Raw genomic sequence first — 16,732 nt, forward strand, 5'->3', positions numbered from 1 at the left:
GGGCTCAGCACCGTCGGACGTGAATGCGGTTCCGCCCGCCCTCGGCGGAGTCGTATTCGGAACAATGCCCGGCGGCGTGGAATTCGGCGTACCCCCGAAGCCCTACCGTTGACGTTAGGCGGTCGGGTTTGTTCAGTGTCCGGGTTCGGGTGTTGAACACCGTTGTGTGGACAATGGTCGGGGGCGAAGGGGGGCAACGGTGCCGCGTCAGGAAACTCCATTGGCGTCCGAAGAAACGGCTCTGCTCCGGTTCGCGAGTGATCTGCGCCGGCTGCGCGAGAGAGCGGGCAGGCCGACCTACCGCGAGCTGGGCAGACGCACGAACTACTCGGCCGCCGCGCTGTCCGCGGCGACCGCGGGCCGCAAGCTGCCGAGCCTGGCCGTGACGTTGGCGTTCGTCCGGGCCTGCGGCGGCGACGTCGCCGAATGGCGCGCGCGGTGGTCCGGCATCGCCGCCGAGGACATCCCGGAAGCGGACCAGGGCGCAATTCCCTATGTCGGCCTCGCCAGTTTCCAGACCAGCGACGCCGATCGGTACTTCGGTCGGGAGGCGCTCACCGGGACGTTGGTCGACCTGGTGCGCAAGCGGCGGCTCACCGGCGTGTTCGGCGCGTCCGGCTCGGGCAAGTCGTCCCTGCTGCGAGCCGGGCTCGCGGCCCGCAGCGACGACCCGGTCGTCATCATCACGCCCGGCCGCGACCCGGTGGAGGAGTGCGCGGTCGCGCTCGCCGGGCTGACCGGCGAGTCGCCGGTGGCGGTGAAGGCCGACCTCGCGGCGTCGGCGGAGAACCTGCACCTGTGGATCCGCCGCGCCGTGGCCGATCGGGACCTCCTGCTGGTGGTGGACCAGTTCGAGGAGGTCTTCACCCAGTGCGCCGCGGCGGACCGCGAGTGGCTGGTGCGGGCCCTGACCTTCGCCGCCAACGCGGACAACAGCCGGGTGCGGGTCGTGCTCGGCGTCCGTGCCGACTTCTACGGGCACTGCGGCCCGTACCCGGAGCTGACCGCCGCGCTGCACGGCAACCAGGTGCTGGTCGGGCCGATGTCGCCGGACGAGCTGCGGCGGGCGATCACCGAGCCCGCGGCGCGGGCGGGCGCGACGGTCGAGACGGCGCTGGTGGTCCGGCTGGTCGCGGACGTGACCGGGCGCGCCTCCGCCCTGCCGCTGGTGTCCCACGCGCTGGTCGAGACGTGGCGCCGGCGGCGCGGCATGACCCTCTCGCTGGCCGGGTACGAGCAGGCGGGCGGGGTCGAGCACGCCATCGCCCGCACCGCCGAGGAGGTCTACGGCGGGTTGACCCCGGACGGGCAACGCGCCGCGAGGTCGTTGCTGCTGCGGCTCATCGCGCTGGGCGAGGGCACCGAGGACACGCGTCGGAGGGTGCGGCGGCACGAGCTGGACGTCGACCAGGCGCTGCTGGACCGGCTGGCCCAGGTCCGGCTGATCACCCTCGACGACGACGCGGTCGAGCTCACCCACGAGGCGGTGATCCGGGCGTGGCCCCGGCTGCGGGAGTGGCTCGCGAGCGACCGGGACGTGCTGCGGCGGCACCGCGAGCTGACCGCCGCCACCGAGACGTGGGAAGCGCACGACCGCGACCCCGACGCGCTCTACCGGGGCGCCCGGCTGGAACAGGCGCGTGGCCTGCGGGAGTGGCTCACCGGCCGCGAGCACGACTTCCTCGACGCCTCGATCGCCGCCGAGAACTCCCGCCGTGCCGTGGAACGCAGGCGGACCCGCAGGCTCAAGCAGTACGTGGCTCTCCTCATCGGCCTCGTGGTGGTGCTGGCGGGCACCGCCGCGTACGCCGCGGTCGCCGAGAACAGCGCGGGTCGGCAACGCAACAGCGCGCTGTCGCTGCGTGCCGCCGACGCCGCGCTGCGCCTGCTGCCGGACCGACCCGACGACGCGGTCCGACTCGCACTGGCCGCCTACCGGGTGTCGCCCACGGCCGAGGCGCTCAACGCGGTGCGGGTGGCGTGGGCCGTGACGAACGCCGTCCCGCTGGCCGACCGGCCACCGTGGCGGTGGATGTCGTTGGCGCCGACGGGTGACATCGGGATCTCCACGGACGCGGAGGCGCGGACGTCGTCGGTGTGGAAGGTCGAGCAGGGCACGGCGAGCCACCTGGCCGACGTGCCCGCCGAGGGCCGGGTCGCGATGATCAGCCGCAGCAGCGGGGTCTTCCTGCTGACCGACGACCGGGGCGCCACCCAGGTGTGGACCATCGCCGATCCGGGCGCGCCGAGGCTGCTCGACACCATCGAGCACGCGATGGTCCAGACGATGAGCCACTCCGGGCGGGTCATGGCCGGCGTCGGCATGCGCCGCGAACCCCGGCGCTTCGACCACCCGGCCAACGTGCTGTCCGGCAACGGGATCGCGTCGATGTGGCGGCAGGACGGCGACGGCCGGATGAGCGAGGTGCCGTTGCCCGGCATGCGGGTCGAGAGCGTCGAGCTGCGCGGTGACGCCCGCGTCATGGTGACGGTGAGCCTCAGCAAGGACTACTTCGAACGCTACGTGGAGCTCTGGTACCTGGACGAGGAGGGCACCCCCACCCCCGCCGGTCCCATGCTGGTCGAGCAGGGCCAGGTCCGCGCGGTGTTCAGCCCGGACGGCCGGTTCCTGGCCCTGGTCAACGAGACCGCCAAGACCATCGACGTGCTCGACGTCGCCGATCCGTCGGCTCCCCGGCACTGGGCCCGGCTGACGGACCTGTCGCTGTCCGCGCTCGCGGTGGACTTCGCCGCGGGCAACACGGCGTTGGTGATCGGCGGCCGACCGGAGCTGGTCCAGGTGTGGGACATCGCCACGCCGGGGGAGCCGCGCCAGGTGGCGGCGATCGAAGGCCTTCCCGCCGCCGTGGACCACTCGCGCTACCACCCGGCCTCGCGCGAGCTGACGGTCTCCGACCCGGCGAGCGCCCAGTGGCGGTTCGACCTCGACGACGAGCGCCTGCTGGGTGACGTCTGCGCGTGGCCGGGCGTGGACGACGACGACGTGAGCTGGCACCGGAACTTCCCCGGCGTGGAGCAACTGCCCCTGTGCCCGTGAGGCGGCGGTGGCGCCGACGCGCCGCGTCCGCGCTGTGCCCGTGAGGCGGCTCGCGCCACCTCACGGGCGGTCAGCGCCGGTGCGCGAAGCACTCAGTACACGAAGCACTCCGTGCGCGGGTGCCCGGCCGCGTCGTACCCGGCGGCACGCACGTCCGTCGCGGCCAGCTGGCCCGCGAACCGGCGCTCGACCTCGGCGCGCTCGGCCGCGTTCGGCAGGTCGTTGCGGCACGAGATCGGCGCGCTGGAACCCGACATCAGGTCGGCGCACAGCCCGGTCCGCCGGTCCGGCAGGCCGAGGATGTGCCCGATCTCGTGGGTCGAGATCCGGGGCCGGTAGTAGCCCTGCTGCACGGCCTGGCGTCCCATGTAGACGGTGCCGTTGCCGAGGGACGAGACGTAGGCGCGCGGCCAGCCGTTGTCCGCCAGGATGCGGATGTTGACCGGCGTGCCGGAGGCCCGGCGGGCGAGCTTGACGTTGCTGACCGAGTTGTTCCAGTTGGTCGCGGCACGGTCCCAGTCCGCGACGAACTCCTGGGCCTGGCTCACGTCGTAGTACAGCGTGCGCACCAGAGCCTGCGGCTCCGCCGACGCGCTGGGTGCGGCCACCGCGATCAGCGGCAACAGCAGGCCCAGCACGCTGACGAGGACACGCGCGGCCTTTCGTACGAGCATGGTGGTCTCCTTGGGGTACAGGGAAGGGAGCCGTGTGACAGGGGAGGCTCCCGCCACCAACGAACCAGCAGGTAGCCGGTTGTCACCAGCCCCATACGTAGGGTTGTTCGGACCACTGCCCGGCCGAGTCGATCACCGAACCGATAGTTGACTCTGACTAGTCGCTCATGGATAGTCAGAGCTGACTAGGAGGTGGCGGTGGCGTCCCAGCGCAAGGTCGGCAACCTGCTCGGGTTGGCCGTGCTCGGCTATCTCGTCCGCGAGCCCATGCACCCCTACGAGCTGAGCCGGCTCATGCGGGCGCACGGGGACGATCGCAGCATCAAGTTCACCCACGGCTCGCTCTACATGGTGTTCGGGCAGCTGGCCAAGGCCGGGTTCATCGTGGAGCGGGAGACGTCCCGGGAGGGGCAGCGACCGGAGCGGACGGTCTACGCGTTGACCGACGCCGGGCGGGCGGAGCTCAAGGACTGGATGCGCGAGCTCGTCGCCGAACCGCGGCACGAGTACCCGCGGTTCGTCGCCGCGCTGTCGATGATCGCGGCGCTGCACCCCGACGAGGTCGCGGGCCTGCTGCGGGACCGGCTGGACGGGCTCGCCGGGCAGCTGGCGGAGGCCGAGGCGGTCATCGCGGGAGCCGACGCGCACCCGCTGTTCCTGGTCGAGGAGGAGTACCGCATCGCACTGCTGAACGCCGAGGTGGCGTTCGTGCGGCACTTCCTGGAGCGCATCGAGGACTGGCGCCCGCTGTGGGCGGGCTTCCACGAGGAGGAACGATGAGAGCGACCGTCATCGGGGGCGGCATCGGCGGACCCGTCGCCGCGATCGCGTTGCGCAAGGCCGGGATCGAGGCGAGCGTCCACGAGCGCTACGACCGCACCGCCGACGGCTCGGGCGGCGCGCTGAGCATCGCGCCGAACGGGTTGCAGGCACTGGACGTCCTGGGGCTGGCCGACGTGGTGCGCGAGATCGGCACGCCGATGACCGCGATGGAGTTGCAGACCTGGACGGGCCGCACGCTCGGCCGGTTCGGCGGCGAGCCGCCGCAGTTGCTGGTGTGGCGGTCCGACCTCTACCGGGTGCTGCGCGAGGAGGCGGCGCGGCGCGGCATCACCATCGAGCACGGCAAGGAACTCGTCGACGCCGTCGACCACGGCTCGCACGTCACCGCGCGCTTCGCCGACGGGTCCGAGCGGGACTCCGACCTCCTGGTCGGCGCGGACGGCATCCGGTCCACCGTGCGCCGGGTCGTCGACCCGGACGCGCCGGGCCCGCGTTACGCCGGTCTGCTCGGCTTCGGCGCCCGGATGGCGCGCACCGGCGAGCCGTCGACCGGCGGCGCGATGCGGCTGGTCTCGGGCAAGCGGGCGTTCTTCGGCTACCAGGTCGACGCCGACGGCTCCGGCGGGTGGTTCGCCAACCTGCCCCGCAGGACACCGCTGACCACGGCGCAAGCCCGTGCCACCGACCCCGGGCAGTGGCTGGACGTGCTCGGCGAGGCCTTCGCGCCCGACCGCACGCCCGCCGCCCGGATGATCGCGGCCACCGACCCGGCCGGCCTCGTGGTGACCGGCGCGTTGGAGGACCTGCCGAGCGTTCCCCGGTGGAGTCGCGGCCGGATGGTGCTGATCGGCGACGCGGCGCACGCCACGTCACCCAGTTCGGGGCAGGGCGCTTCGCTGGCGTTCGAGAGCGCCGTGCAACTGGCCCGTTGCCTGCGCGACCTGCCGCACGAGGACGCGTTCCGGGTCTACGAGACCCTGCGCCGGGGGAGGGTGGAGCGGATCATCGCCCAGGCCGCCCGGACGAACCGCGACAAGGCCGCCGGTCCCGTCGGTCGCGTGCTGCGCGACGCGCTGATGCCGTTGGCGTTCAAGTTCGTCGACCCGGCCAAGTTCACCTGGCAGTTCGACCACCGCATCGAGTGGGACGACGCCCTCACGCCCGCGTGAGCGCCGGCAGTCGGCGGGCGTAGCAGACCGACTCCGGCTCACCGCGGTACGGGCCGAAGTTGTCGACGCGGTGGTAGCCCTCGCGCTCGTAGAAGCGCATCGCCTCCGGCTGCCGGGTGCCGGTCTCCAGCAGCAGGTCCACCACGCCGGACCGGCGCGCCCGGTCCTCCAGGGCCCGCAGGATCCGCACGGCCACCCCCGTGCCGCGTGACGCGGGCTCGACGTACATCCGCTTCACCTCGGCCGTGCCCGGTCCGAGCAACCGCAGGCCACCGCACCCGACCGCGCGCCCGTCCCGGTCACGGGCCACCACGAACACCGCGACGTCGTGCGCTCCCGGCGCCTCGCCCGGCTCGTGGTCGTCCGTGCCGTACCGGACGTCCAGTTCCGCGCGTTGCGCCGCACGCAGGCGCGTGCCGTCCGGGCCGTCCCACGGTTCGACGTTGACTTCGACCACCGCCACCTCCTTCGTAGCAAGCGTTACCGTAACAAGCGGTACGATAAAGCGGGAGTGCTGGTGGGGGAGGACACAGTGGCCAGGAAGAAGGACGTCCAGGGGGATCGGGAGCGCCTGTCCGCGGCGGTCTGGGCCGTGCTCGCCGAACGAGGGCTGCCCGGGCTGACCCTGCGCGCCGTCGCCGAACGGGCGGGGTGCACCACCGGGCTCGTGCTGCACACGTTCCCGGACAAGCGGGCGTTGCTCGTGCACGCGCGGGAGACGTTGCACCGGCGCACCGCCGTCCGGGCGGACGCCGCCGAGCACGGCGCGCCGGACGCGGTGGGCAAGCTCGAAGCCGTGCTGTCGCAAGCGGTCACGCCGACCGACAACCACGACGAGTCGCGCGTGTGGGTGGGGTTCCTGGCCGCCTCGCTCGCCGACCCCGTGCTGGCCGACGTGCACGTCGCCCACAGCCGGGCGTTCCTGCGCCGGCTGGAACGGCTGCTCGCGCCGGTCCGCCCGGATTGGGACGACGCCCGCCGCGGCCAGGCGGCGAAGTCGCTCGTCGCCCTGGTCGAGGGCTTCAACGTGCTCGCCGTGCGCGATCCGGACACCTACGCGCAGGACGTGAAGGACACCGCCATCAAGGCCGCGGTCGCCCGGCTCGGGCTCAGCTGAACCGGCCGAGCAGCAGGTCCAGGCGGGCCCGGTGGTGGTCGGGGCGCAGGCGTCCGCCCCGGTTGAGGGTGGCCTGGCCGTGCAACGCGCTCCACAAGACCTCGACCAGGGTTTCCGGGTCGTCGTCACCGGCCACGGGTGTGACGGCGGCCAGGAACTCGCCGTACGCGGCACGCAGCTCGGGCGGTGTCTCGGACGTGCCGAACGACAGGTCGACCTCCCGCACGAACATGGCGTCGTACAGCGCGGGCCGGGTGGCGGCGAAGTCCGTGTAGGCGTCCGCGAGCGCGCGTAGGGCCTTCTCGGGCGAGCGGTGGGCCGTGCGGGCGTCGCGCAGTCGTTCGGTCAGGTCCCGGAAACCCTGCACGGCGACGGCGCGCACGATCGCGTCCTTGCCCTTGAAGTGGCTGTAGAGCACCGGCTGGCTGTACTCGACCCGCTCGGCCAGGCGGCGGGTGGTGACCGCGTCCCAGCCCTCGGCCTCCGCCAGTTCGCGGGCCGCGTCGACGATCAACCGGTGGCGTTCGGCGCGTTCGCGCTCACGGCGCTCCTGGATGGACACGCTTTGGATTCTAGCAGTGCTAGACATTCAAGCGGATTGCAAGCTAGTGTCGCTCTCGTACCTAGCACTGCTAGAAAATGGAGTCGGCATCATGTCCCACCAGCGCGTCAACACCGGTCTCGCCGTGCTCGTCGTCCTCGCCGGCTTCTACTTCGGCCTGTCGTTCCTGCTCAACCCGCAGGGCTCCGCGGCCGGGTTCGGGATCGACCCGTGGCCGGAGGGGTCGGGCTACTTCGTGGTCAAGGGCGTCCGCGACATCGCCTACGCGCTGACCGCGCTCATCCTCCTGCTGTTCGGGCACCGCCGTGCCCTGGGCTGGGTGGTGCTGGCGGACGCGATCATCCCGATCGGCGACTGCATCGCGGTGTTCACCAACGGCGGCACGGTGGCCTACGCCCTGGCCGTGCACGGTTCGGCCGCCGTGCTGGTCCTCGTCATCGGGGCGTCGCTGCTGTGGGAGACCCGGACGCGGTCAGCAGGAACGCCGGCGACCACCAGTAGTCGTGCAGCCGGGTGACCCGGACGTCGGTGAACCCGGCCCGTTCGACCTGGTCCGCCCACCGCGACGCGGGCTGCTCCCAGGTCGACCGGGTCGCGCCCGGCACCAGCTGGCCGGTCAGCACCGGCATCAGGAAACCCTGCGCCACCAAGGCCCGGTCGGCGTCGTACTCGGTCACCCCGCGCTCGTAGGCCTCGGCCAGGAACCGGCGGTGCTCCGGGCTCGCGTGCGGCAGGTCCGGCACGTCGAACTCGACCACGGCGAGCACGCCGACGTGCCCGACCAGGTCGGCGAGCACGCCGTCGCGCACCTCGTGCGGCAGCGTGTGCAGGGCGAACGTCGACTGGGCCACGTCGAACACCGCGTCCGCGGGCAGTGCCGCCGCGAACGGCTCGACCCTGGTGTGCCGTGCTTCCACCCGGGGTCCGTCGCCCTCGAACCCGGCCAGCGCCCGCACGGCGGCGTCGAGCAGCGCGGTGGAGGGCTCGACCAGCGTCACGGAGGTGGGGGCGTGCGGCGAGGCCAGTGCGGGCAGCAACGTCCGGCCGTCACCGCAGCCGATGTCCAGCAGACTCGCCGGGCGGGCGTCGGCGTAGACCTGCCCCAGCGCGCCGGTGACCGCCCGGTAGAGGCCCACGTTGCCGCCGCCGTCGATGAACGCCTCGAACGCCGCCGGCTGGTCGTACACCGACCCGTCCCGCATGGCGTCCAGGTGCTCGGCCAGTTCCCCGGCCAACGGCGTGTCGCCGCCGCGGGCCGCCGCCCTGGCCCGGTCGATGTCGCCGTCGGCCAGCGCCCGCAGGGCTTCGTCGATGTAGGTCGTCACCGCACGAGCTAATCAAACGGCCGCCGTTCGCGGGCGCTCACGGCGTCCGTTGGCGTTCTGAGCGTTGAACTCGGGGGTCCTGAACGTAGGACTCACGCGTTCTGGAGGTAGGACTTCCGCGTTCTCGGGTGGGGTTCGCGGGGGGTTTCCGGTGCGGCTCCAGATGGACACCTGGCGCGAGTGGCGGCGGAGCCTCACCCCGTCGGCAGCGCCGTGCCGTGGGTAGGTCGAAGACCGTCGAGGGCGATGCGCAGCTGCCGTTGCCACACCCGCGCACCGTGGTCCCCCACCAGCTGCACGGTGTGGCTCAACGTGGCCAGCAGCAGCGCCAGGTCACCCGTGGTCGCGTCGGCGCGCAGCACCCCGGCTTCCTGGGCGCGGGTGCGCAGGTCGTCGAGCACGGGGTACAGCAGGCGCGCGCAGTCGAGGGCCGGGCCGCTCCAGTTGTGGCCGTACGCCTCCACGACGGCCCGGTGACACGCCTGCGTCGCCAGCGCGTGCTCGTAGAACCCCTCCAGCGCGGCCCGCGGGTCGTCGGTGCCGGCGGCCGCCTCGCGCGCCGCGCCCGCCCAGGCGGTGAACTCGCGGTCGAGGACCGTGCCGAGGAGGTCCTCCTTGGTCGGGAAGTGCCGGTAGAGGGTGCCCATGCCGACACCGCTGCGCTGGGCGATCTCCCGGACGTCCACCGCGCTGCCCTGCTCGGCGAGCACCTCGGTGGCGGCCTCGATGATCGCCGCGCGGTTGCGCTCGGCATCGGCGCGGAGGGGTCGGCGGGACGACGTGTCGGTGGCCACACCGCCAGCATAGTCCGTTTCCGGCCACTAGCGGAGCACGTGCTCCGCTTGTGCTAGCCTCAAGAGGAGCACGTGCTCCGCTTCTATCGTCGCGAGTTCCACCCGACCGAAATCCCCCGCCGAGGGCTTCTACCGCCGAGGATGCACATGACCACGCCCGCGCGCACCGCGATCGACACCGCGCCGCTGTTCCGCCCCTTCTCCACCGGCTCGCTCGACCTGCCGAACCGCGTGGTGATGGCCCCCATGACCAGGCAGTTCTCCCCGGGCGGCGTCCCGGGCGAGAACGTCGCCGACTACTACGGCCGCCGGGCCGCGGGCGGCGTGGGCCTGATCGTCACCGAGGGCACCTACATCGGGCAGACCAGCGCCGGCGACAGCGCCGAAGTGCCGCGCTTCCACGGCGAGGACGCCCTGGCCGGCTGGGCGCGCGTGGTGGAGCGCGTGCACGCCGAGGGCGGCCGGATCGTGCCGCAGCTGTGGCACGTGGGCGCGGCCCGCACGCCCGGCGCGCCGCCCGTGCCGGAGGCACCCGTGTTCACCCCGTCGGGCCTGAAGCTGGACGGCACCCCGATCGGCGAGGCCGGCCCGGTGCCGACCGCCACCGACCTGGAGGCCGTGGTCACCGCGTTCGCCGAGGCCGCCGCGGCCGCACAGCGGCTGGGCTTCGACGGCGTGGAGCTGCACGGGGCCCACGGCTACCTGCTCGACAACTTCCTGTGGGAGGTCACCAACCGGCGCACCGACGCCCACGGCGGCAGCCCGGTCGCCCGGACGCGCCTGGTCACCGAGGTCGTGGCGGCGGTGCGCGCCGCGACGTCGCCCGACTTCCCGGTCATCCTGCGCCTGTCGCAGTGGAAGCCCACCGCGTACGACGCCAAGCTGGCGCACACGCCGCAGGAACTGGAGGCGATCCTGACGCCGCTGGCGGAGGCCGGGGTGGACGTCTTCCACGGCTCGACGCGCCGCTACTGGCAGCCCGAGTTCGAGGGTTCGTCGCTGAACTTCGCCGGCTGGATCAAGAAGATCACCGGTCGGCCCACCATCTCCGTCGGCTCGGTCGGCCTGGACGGCGAGTTCCTGGCGACCTTCGCCGGCCAGACCCCGTCGCCCACGGGCATCGACCAGCTCGTGGAGCGCCTGGCCGCCGACGAGTTCGACCTGATCGCCGTGGGTCGGGCGCTGCTGGCCGACCCCGAGTGGGCCCGCAAGGTCGAGAAGGGTGACGTCGCGGGCGTCACCCCGTTCACCCGGGACGCGCTGGCCTCGCTGGTCTGAGCCGGCCCGCACCTCGGCCGCACCCGGACCCGTGCGGCCGAGGCCGGCGAAGGGTGCGTCCCCCCGGCTCCGACGACCGCGACATGGCGGTGGGCGCCCTGGAGCCCGCGTTCTGCGCCGACTTGGTCGCGGGACCGGGACCGGACCCGGCGACCCCCGCCGCAACACGACCGGTCGGGCTGGACGGCGCTGAGGGCCGCCTGCGTGACCCCGGTGCCGACCTTCGCCGAGGCGGCCGACCCACCTGCACCTCGGGGCCAGGGCCGCGCTCCTGGGCGCGCCACCGGGCGCCACAGCCGCGCCCCGCGTCCGCCACCACCCCGATCGTCGCCGTGACCTGCGGCGTTGCCCGGGAGTTGGCCGGACGTTGGTGTGTCGTTGGTGCGCCGCGCTCCACTGCACGTGCACGAATCCGAGCAGGGGGAGAACTCCGTGGCAACGCGCGCGACCCGGGCAGGTGACAGGCGATGACGGACCAGTGGACCGGCGCCGGCATCTTCGAGAGCTACGCCAGCTTCGTCAAGACGATCGAGGGCGACGCCCAGAGCGAGACCGAACGCGTCCTGGACATCACGTTCGGCGCGATCGACGTGGTCGCCTCGACCGTCGCACTGGCGATCGACCCGATCGGCACGCTGCTGGCGGCCGGTATCGGGTGGCTGATCGAGCACGTCAGCTTCCTGCGCGAGCCGCTGGACATGCTGATGGGCGACCGGGACGCGATCCAGGCGCACATCGAGCTGGTCAAGGCCGACGCCAAGCAGATCCGCGACCAGGCCGAGGTGCACAAGAGCGCCATGGCGCAGTTCACCGGCTGGGAGGGCAAGGCGGGCGAGGCCTTCAAGAAGAGCATGGACCGCCTCGGCGGTGAGCTTGACTCGTTGGCCGAGGTGGTGGACGGCACGGCACGCGTCACCGCGGTGACCGGCACGCTGATCATCATCCTGCGCGACATCGTGCGCGACCTGATCGCCGGTCTGCTCGCCCAGCTCGTCAAGGGCGCGCTGATCGCGGCGGCGGCCGCGGTGTTCACCCTGGGCGCCTCGATCGTCGGGTTCATCGGCTACGCGGTCGGCGCCGCCACCGCGCTGGCGGTGCAGATCGGCGCCAGGATCGCCAAGCTGATCGCCGCGCTGGGCAGGCAGGCCGGGCGGCTGGGCAAGCTGGGCGGGTCGATGGGCTCGCTGGCGCAGGGCTTCTCCCGGTTCGGCGACGCGGGCGGCATCGTGCACGAGACGACCAAGGCCGGCGGCGGGTACGGCGACTTCTACGGCGACAACAAGAACGGCGCGCCGCAGGGCGACCACACCAAGGCGGCCGTCTGATGGCCCGCACCGGAGGGGGTGGCGGCTCCTCGCCACCGCCCGGCAGCCCGGACAGCACCACCAGCACGACCAGCAACCCGTTCAGCGACAAGTACGAGGTCAGCCCGCCGCCGTCGCCGCAGAACCCGTTCTCGGACTTCTACCAGATCAGCGACAACGGCAGCGCGATGAGCCTGGACAACCTGGACTGGGCGGCGCAGAACCTGGACACCGTCGGTCACGGCCTCGCCACGACGGGCCAGAACCTCGGCTCGCACCAGGCGACGGCCGAGGCGTACGGCGCGTTCGGCAGCATGATCGCCTCGCCGCTGAACACGACGATCACCCAGGGCGGGGACACGACCAAGGCCGCCGCGGACGCCGCTGCCGCCGCCGCGCAGAAGGTCCGCGACTCCGCGGAGACGATGCGCACGACCGACAGCGACATCTCGGACAACCTGAGCAGCATCGGCCAGGACGACAACGGCTACCAGGCCCCGCCCGGCTCGTCGGGCGGCCGTCCCGGGGACGGCGACAGCCGACCGGGCGACAACGGTCAGAACGACACCGTGCCGCCGCCGCCCGAGGTGCCCGGCGACGGCACGATGTCGCCACCGCCGAACGTCACGCAGATGCCGAACCCGGACCCCCGGCCGCTCGGCGACCGCATCGGCGACATCCGCGATCAGCTCGGTGTCAACAACGACGTCGGCGGGGTCGTCGTGCCCACGGGCAACCGGCCCGGCGGTGGCCCGTACACCCTGGACACCCCGGTCATGGACCTGCCGCCGGGCAACCGCCACGGCCTCACCTCGGAGCAGCAGGGGATGACCCTCGGCGAGCTGATGGGGCTCCCGCCGGAGGCCATGGCCGATCCGGAGTTCGCGGGCAGCCCGGCCAGGGACATGCTGGAGATGCAGGGCGGTGGCGGCTACAACGCCGACAGCAACCTGCTCATGCTCGACGACAAGCACAACGACAACACCACGTTGCTGCACGAGGTCGGGCACGCCAGGCAGAACGAGCACGGCTTCAACGACCACAACTCGCAGCGGACGTTGCTGGAGTTCCAGAACGTGCTCGTCAACGAGAACGCGCACCACGGCGCGAACGGCAACCCGGACCGGCTGGCGTACGTGCCGCAGCCCGGCGCGGTCGCGCCCACCGACTGGAACGGCTTGCGCGACTACGTCCAGGGCAACAACACGGTCACCGTCAACGGCCAGCAGCTCACGATGAACCCCGCGCAGCGCGACCAGAGCCTGGTGCTGCTCAACCAGATCGAGCAGCTGACCGGTCCCGGCGGCCAGTACGCGGCCAACGGCGCCCAGGTGCGCGACAACCTGATCAAGGAGTTCTTCGCCAAGGAGAAGGAGATGCAGGGGCGGTAGCCACTGGGGGAAGAAGGGGGGTGGTCCGGCCCCCGGCCGCTACCCGCGGCCGGGGGCCGGACTGCGCATCACGATCAGGTCGCCGTGCCCGCCGTACCCGAGGACGGGTTCGGCGTACTGCGTGCCGTCGAACGTGATCAGCCACCACTCGCGGCCGACCGGCAGCAGCACCGGGTGCGGGATGTTCGTGCCGTAGGGCGCGTCGAGGGTGCCGAGCTTGCGCATCGACCGGTCGTACACCGGGTACTGCCGGGCGTCGCCGTCGCTGGCGAACACGTACCACTCGCGGCCTACCCGCTGGATGATCGTGCCCTCGGTCTGGTCCACCGAGGTGTCCGCGCCCACCAGCCGCGTCCGCGTGTAGTCCGCGCCGGGAGCCGCGACGGCGAGCGCCGGGTGGAAGACGAACGCCGGCTGCTGCGCCTCGCTCTCCACGAACGCGAGGTGCCAGCGGTCGTCCACGCGGGTCAGCGCGGGGTCCCAGGAGCTGACGGCGGTCGGCAGCGGCAGGCGCTCGGTGCGCAGCACGTGCACGCCCTGCAACACGTTGGCGGTGGTCGTGGTGTGCCGGATGTGCACGCCCCTGAACGCGAAGTCGCCCCACGAGCTCATGAGCAGGATGAACCGGCCGGTGCGGTCGTCGTACACGATCTGCCCGGCGTGGTCGCCGAGCACGACGCCGTCGCGCTCGAAGAACAGGACCGCGACCTGTTCCAGCCGCGACGGGTCGGCCAGGTCGATCGTCCACACCGCCCAGTGCGCCTGCTGGAAGAACCCCAGACCGGCGTTGGTCATGGTCACGTACAGCTTGCCCGAGCGGATGAACGGCCTGCCGTCGGCGTGCTGCACGACGTGCGGGTCGCGGACGCCCGCCTGGCCGAAGTAGCCCGCCCGCACCCGGCCCAGCCGCACGTCGCCGCCGCGCCCGCCGTAGACGTAGTCGAGGGAGCCCAGCACTGCGGGTACCCGCAGGTCGACCAGCGCCCGGACGCCGTCGCGCTCGGTCAGCACGGGTTGCCAGCCGGTGCCGGTGCCGGTGGTGTCGACCAGGACCGTGACCGCGTTCTCGTTGACCACGACGGCGAACCGGAACGCGCCGGTCACGCGCACGTCGGCGGTCTTCACCACGGTGGTCGCGCCGCCGGTGGTCACCTCGATCGTGGCCCGACCGGCGGTCGCGTCGAGCGTGCCGAGCACGGACGTGGCGCCGCCCGCGAGGCCCGCCACCACCACGCCTTCCGCGCGCTGCACCTCCACGAGCACCGAGCCGAACGGCGCCCGCGGGCGCACACCGGTGCTGACCAGCGTGCCGGCGGTGGCCGAGGGCGGGGTGATCGCGCTGTCGTACTGCACGAACCGCGGTGCGACCAGGTCGAACGGGCGGTGCTTGTGCGTCACCGCGAAGTGCAGGTCGAACGGAGTCGTGGCCGGCTGACCCATCGCGGGCACGGTACCGAACAGCGTCGACACCGCCCCGACGGCGCCCGCCGCACCGGCGTGGCGCAGCAGCGTGCGTCGATCCATGTCCCGTGCCGCCATTCGGACCTCCTCGGACTCCCGCCGGTACTTGTTAACCATGTGTTACAGGCAGGTGTGACCCAGTGTCCAGGGGCCGTTCGGTTCAGGAGGCGGTGCCGCTCAGGTGGTCAGCACGAGCTTCCCGCGCACGTGACCGGCGGCGCTGACCCGGTGCGCCTCGGCCGCGTCGGCCAACGGGAACGTGGCGCCCACGGCGACCACGAGCTCGCCCCGCGCGGCCATGCCCGCCAGTTCGGCGAGGCGTTCGGGCGACCGCCGGGGGCTGGCCGAGAACACCACCCCCAGCTCGGCGGAGGCGTTGTCGGCGATGGTGACGATGCGGTCCGTGCCGCCGCGCAGCTCGATCGAGTCCGGCAGCGCGCCCTTGCCCGTCACGTCGAACACCGCGTCGACGCCCTCGGGCGCCAACGCCCGCACCCGTCGCACCAGGCCCTCGCCGTACGTGGTCGGTGTGGCCCCGAGCGCGGCGACGTGCTCGTGGTTGTCCGGGCCGGCGGTGCCGATGACCCGCAGCCCCGCCGCCACCGCCAGCTGCACGGCCATCGTGCCGACACCGCCCGCCGCGCCGTGCACCAGCAGCGTCTCGCCCGGCGCGACGTCGAGCAGGGTGAGCACCCGGTCGGCGGTCTCCGCGGCGATGGGCAGCGCGGCGGCCCGCTCCCACGGCAGTCCTCCGGGCTTGCGCGCGAACGCGCCGGTCAACGCGTACTCCGCGTACGCGCCGGTGTCGGCCCAGCCGAGCACCTCCTCGCCGACCGACGTGCCGGTGACGTCCGGTCCGACCGCGTCGACCACGCCCGCGAACTCCAGGCCCAGGACCGTCGGCAGCGGCGTGCGGAAGAAGGCCTCCATCGCGCCGGAGCGGACCTTCACGTCGAACGGGTTCACCCCCGCCGCCCGCACCCGGACCCGCACCTGACCGGGACCGGGTTCGGGCAGCTCGACGTCGTCGGGGCGCAGCTCTTCGGGACCGCCGAAACGGCTCAGCACAACGGCTCTCATCACGATGTCCCATCCTGTCAGTCCCGGCGGACCGGACTACAGTCCGCCTCCATGACGGACATGTCCGCGCACGGCGGTGGTGTGCACGTGGAACTGGCCAGGCTGCGCGGGGCCCCGCCCAGGGAGCGGGCGGACGCGGCGCGCAACCGGGCCAAGATCCTCGACGTGGCGGCGCGGTTGTTCGCCCGACACGGCGTCGCCGACGTGTCGATGGACCAGATCGCCGCCGCGGCCGAGGTCGGCAAGGGAACGTTGTTCCGCCGGTTCGGCGACAAGGCGGGCTTGGCCTCGGCCCTGCTGGGCGCCCGCGAGGAGGAGTTGCAGGGCGCGATCCTGAGCGGGCCGCCGCCGTTGGGGCCGGACGCGCCGGCGGGGGAGCGGCTGATCGCCTTCACGACCGCCTACGCGGCCTTCCTGGAGGCCAACCTCGACCTCGTGCGGTTGTCGGAGACGGCCAACCCCGGCGCCCGGTACCGGACCGGCGCGTACCGGTTCTGGCACCTGCACGTGCGCATCCTGCTGGCGGCGGCGCGGCCCGACCTCGACGCCGACTACTTCGCGCACGTGCTGCTCGCACCCCTGGCCGCGGACCTGCGGCACGCGACCGCGGACGCGTTCCCCGCCGAGCGCGTCGCCGCCAACGCCGCCGACCTGGCCCGACTGGTGCTCACCGGTCGGCTCGGGACGTGACCGGCGTCTCGCAGCAGAAGCGGACCGTGGTCCGTTAGAGTGGAGT

At 72.8% G+C, this 16,732-nt stretch carries 16 protein-coding genes; 9 read left to right on the forward strand and 7 right to left on the reverse strand.

Annotated features, from left to right (window positions below; genetic code table 11):
* The first annotated feature begins 220 nt into the window (after positions 1 to 220).
* Positions 221 to 3,058, forward strand: a complete 2,838-nt coding sequence (locus AB0K14_RS13905; protein ID WP_360450463.1) for a hypothetical protein — start codon at positions 221 to 223, stop codon at positions 3,056 to 3,058.
* Between the two features lie 92 nt (positions 3,059 to 3,150).
* On the opposite strand, the gene AB0K14_RS13910 is transcribed toward AB0K14_RS13905, so the two are convergent.
* Positions 3,151 to 3,732, reverse strand: a complete 582-nt coding sequence (locus AB0K14_RS13910; protein ID WP_360450465.1) for a snapalysin family zinc-dependent metalloprotease — start codon at positions 3,730 to 3,732, stop codon at positions 3,151 to 3,153.
* Between the two features lie 198 nt (positions 3,733 to 3,930).
* Between AB0K14_RS13910 and AB0K14_RS13915 the strand changes: the two genes are divergently transcribed.
* Positions 3,931 to 4,512, forward strand: a complete 582-nt coding sequence (locus AB0K14_RS13915; RefSeq protein WP_360450468.1) for a PadR family transcriptional regulator — start codon at positions 3,931 to 3,933, stop codon at positions 4,510 to 4,512.
* Positions 4,509 to 5,684 (forward strand): NAD(P)/FAD-dependent oxidoreductase, encoded by a 1,176-nt coding sequence (locus AB0K14_RS13920; RefSeq protein ID WP_360450470.1) that lies wholly within the window; start codon positions 4,509 to 4,511, stop codon positions 5,682 to 5,684. Before AB0K14_RS13915 ends, AB0K14_RS13920 begins: the two co-directional genes overlap by 4 nt.
* Here AB0K14_RS13920 and AB0K14_RS13925 read toward each other — a convergent pair.
* Positions 5,671 to 6,141 carry a GNAT family N-acetyltransferase gene (locus AB0K14_RS13925; protein ID WP_360450473.1) on the reverse strand — a complete coding sequence of 157 codons (471 nt, stop codon included), beginning with the start codon at positions 6,139 to 6,141 and terminating at the stop codon, positions 5,671 to 5,673. The two genes, AB0K14_RS13920 and AB0K14_RS13925, sit on opposite strands and share 14 nt — an antisense overlap.
* Positions 6,142 to 6,201: 60 nt before the next feature.
* Between AB0K14_RS13925 and AB0K14_RS13930 the strand changes: the two genes are divergently transcribed.
* A complete protein-coding gene (locus tag AB0K14_RS13930) occupies positions 6,202 to 6,801 on the forward strand; it encodes a TetR/AcrR family transcriptional regulator (protein ID WP_360450476.1) in 600 nt (199 codons plus the stop codon).
* Here the strand turns inward: AB0K14_RS13930 and AB0K14_RS13935 are convergent.
* A complete protein-coding gene (locus AB0K14_RS13935) occupies positions 6,794 to 7,363 on the reverse strand; it encodes a TetR/AcrR family transcriptional regulator (RefSeq protein ID WP_360450479.1) in 570 nt (189 codons plus the stop codon). The two genes, AB0K14_RS13930 and AB0K14_RS13935, sit on opposite strands and share 8 nt — an antisense overlap.
* Positions 7,364 to 7,454: 91 nt before the next feature.
* Here AB0K14_RS13935 and AB0K14_RS13940 point away from each other — a divergent pair, with 91 nt between their 5' ends.
* Complete coding sequence (locus AB0K14_RS13940) at positions 7,455 to 7,880, forward strand: DUF4267 domain-containing protein (RefSeq protein ID WP_360450481.1); 426 nt, start codon at positions 7,455 to 7,457, stop codon at positions 7,878 to 7,880.
* Here AB0K14_RS13940 and AB0K14_RS13945 read toward each other — a convergent pair.
* On the reverse strand, positions 7,798 to 8,688 hold the full coding sequence (locus AB0K14_RS13945; RefSeq protein WP_360450483.1) for a class I SAM-dependent methyltransferase: 891 nt from the start codon (positions 8,686 to 8,688) through the stop codon (positions 7,798 to 7,800). The two genes, AB0K14_RS13940 and AB0K14_RS13945, sit on opposite strands and share 83 nt — an antisense overlap.
* 194 nt (positions 8,689 to 8,882) lie before the next feature.
* Positions 8,883 to 9,482, reverse strand: coding sequence for a helix-turn-helix domain-containing protein (locus AB0K14_RS13950; RefSeq protein ID WP_360450485.1), 600 nt, complete (start codon positions 9,480 to 9,482; stop codon positions 8,883 to 8,885).
* Between the two features lie 147 nt (positions 9,483 to 9,629).
* Here AB0K14_RS13950 and AB0K14_RS13955 point away from each other — a divergent pair, with 147 nt between their 5' ends.
* The 3 genes from AB0K14_RS13955 to AB0K14_RS13965 all read left to right on the forward strand — a co-directional run bounded on the left by AB0K14_RS13955 (position 9,630) and on the right by AB0K14_RS13965 (position 13,455).
* On the forward strand, positions 9,630 to 10,760 hold the full coding sequence (locus tag AB0K14_RS13955; RefSeq protein WP_360450488.1) for an NADH:flavin oxidoreductase: 1,131 nt from the start codon (positions 9,630 to 9,632) through the stop codon (positions 10,758 to 10,760).
* A 467-nt stretch (positions 10,761 to 11,227) separates the two neighbouring features.
* Positions 11,228 to 12,085, forward strand: coding sequence for a hypothetical protein (locus AB0K14_RS13960; RefSeq protein WP_360450491.1), 858 nt, complete (start codon positions 11,228 to 11,230; stop codon positions 12,083 to 12,085).
* Positions 12,085 to 13,455 carry a hypothetical protein gene (locus AB0K14_RS13965; RefSeq protein WP_360450494.1) on the forward strand — a complete coding sequence of 457 codons (1,371 nt, stop codon included), beginning with the start codon at positions 12,085 to 12,087 and terminating at the stop codon, positions 13,453 to 13,455. The genes AB0K14_RS13960 and AB0K14_RS13965 overlap by 1 nt, the downstream gene beginning before the upstream one ends.
* Positions 13,456 to 13,494: 39 nt before the next feature.
* On the opposite strand, the gene AB0K14_RS13970 is transcribed toward AB0K14_RS13965, so the two are convergent.
* Both AB0K14_RS13970 and AB0K14_RS13975 read right to left on the reverse strand, forming a co-directional pair.
* Positions 13,495 to 14,994: a hypothetical protein gene (locus AB0K14_RS13970; RefSeq protein ID WP_360450497.1), complete on the reverse strand. Its 1,500-nt coding sequence runs from the start codon at positions 14,992 to 14,994 to the stop codon at positions 13,495 to 13,497.
* 99 nt (positions 14,995 to 15,093) lie between these two features.
* Positions 15,094 to 15,996, reverse strand: coding sequence for an NADP-dependent oxidoreductase (locus AB0K14_RS13975; protein WP_360450700.1), 903 nt, complete (start codon positions 15,994 to 15,996; stop codon positions 15,094 to 15,096).
* A gap of 51 nt (positions 15,997 to 16,047) precedes the next feature.
* Here AB0K14_RS13975 and AB0K14_RS13980 point away from each other — a divergent pair, with 51 nt between their 5' ends.
* Complete coding sequence (locus AB0K14_RS13980; protein WP_360450500.1) at positions 16,048 to 16,686, forward strand: helix-turn-helix domain-containing protein; 639 nt, start codon at positions 16,048 to 16,050, stop codon at positions 16,684 to 16,686.
* Positions 16,687 to 16,732: the final 46 nt, after the last annotated feature.

It is taken from the genome of Actinosynnema sp. NPDC050801 (assembly GCF_040673975.1).
In the GTDB taxonomy this organism is placed as follows: domain Bacteria; phylum Actinomycetota; class Actinomycetes; order Mycobacteriales; family Pseudonocardiaceae; genus Actinosynnema.

What these genes read in the sequence shown, in the direction of transcription:
- AB0K14_RS13955 (WP_360450488.1), top strand. Translation starts at nt 9,630, where the DNA reads ATGACCACGCCCGCGCGCACCGCGATCGACACCGCGCCGCTGTTCCGC.
- AB0K14_RS13920 (WP_360450470.1), top strand. Translation starts at nt 4,509, where the DNA reads ATGAGAGCGACCGTCATCGGGGGCGGCATCGGCGGACCCGTCGCCGCG.
- AB0K14_RS13980 (WP_360450500.1), top strand. Translation starts at nt 16,048, where the DNA reads ATGACGGACATGTCCGCGCACGGCGGTGGTGTGCACGTGGAACTGGCC.
- AB0K14_RS13910 (WP_360450465.1), bottom strand. Translation starts at nt 3,732, where the DNA reads ATGCTCGTACGAAAGGCCGCGCGTGTCCTCGTCAGCGTGCTGGGCCTG.
- AB0K14_RS13975 (WP_360450700.1), bottom strand. Translation starts at nt 15,996, where the DNA reads ATGAGAGCCGTTGTGCTGAGCCGTTTCGGCGGTCCCGAAGAGCTGCGC.
- AB0K14_RS13940 (WP_360450481.1), top strand. Translation starts at nt 7,455, where the DNA reads ATGTCCCACCAGCGCGTCAACACCGGTCTCGCCGTGCTCGTCGTCCTC.
- AB0K14_RS13960 (WP_360450491.1), top strand. Translation starts at nt 11,228, where the DNA reads ATGACGGACCAGTGGACCGGCGCCGGCATCTTCGAGAGCTACGCCAGC.
- AB0K14_RS13965 (WP_360450494.1), top strand. Translation starts at nt 12,085, where the DNA reads ATGGCCCGCACCGGAGGGGGTGGCGGCTCCTCGCCACCGCCCGGCAGC.
- AB0K14_RS13970 (WP_360450497.1), bottom strand. Translation starts at nt 14,994, where the DNA reads ATGGCGGCACGGGACATGGATCGACGCACGCTGCTGCGCCACGCCGGT.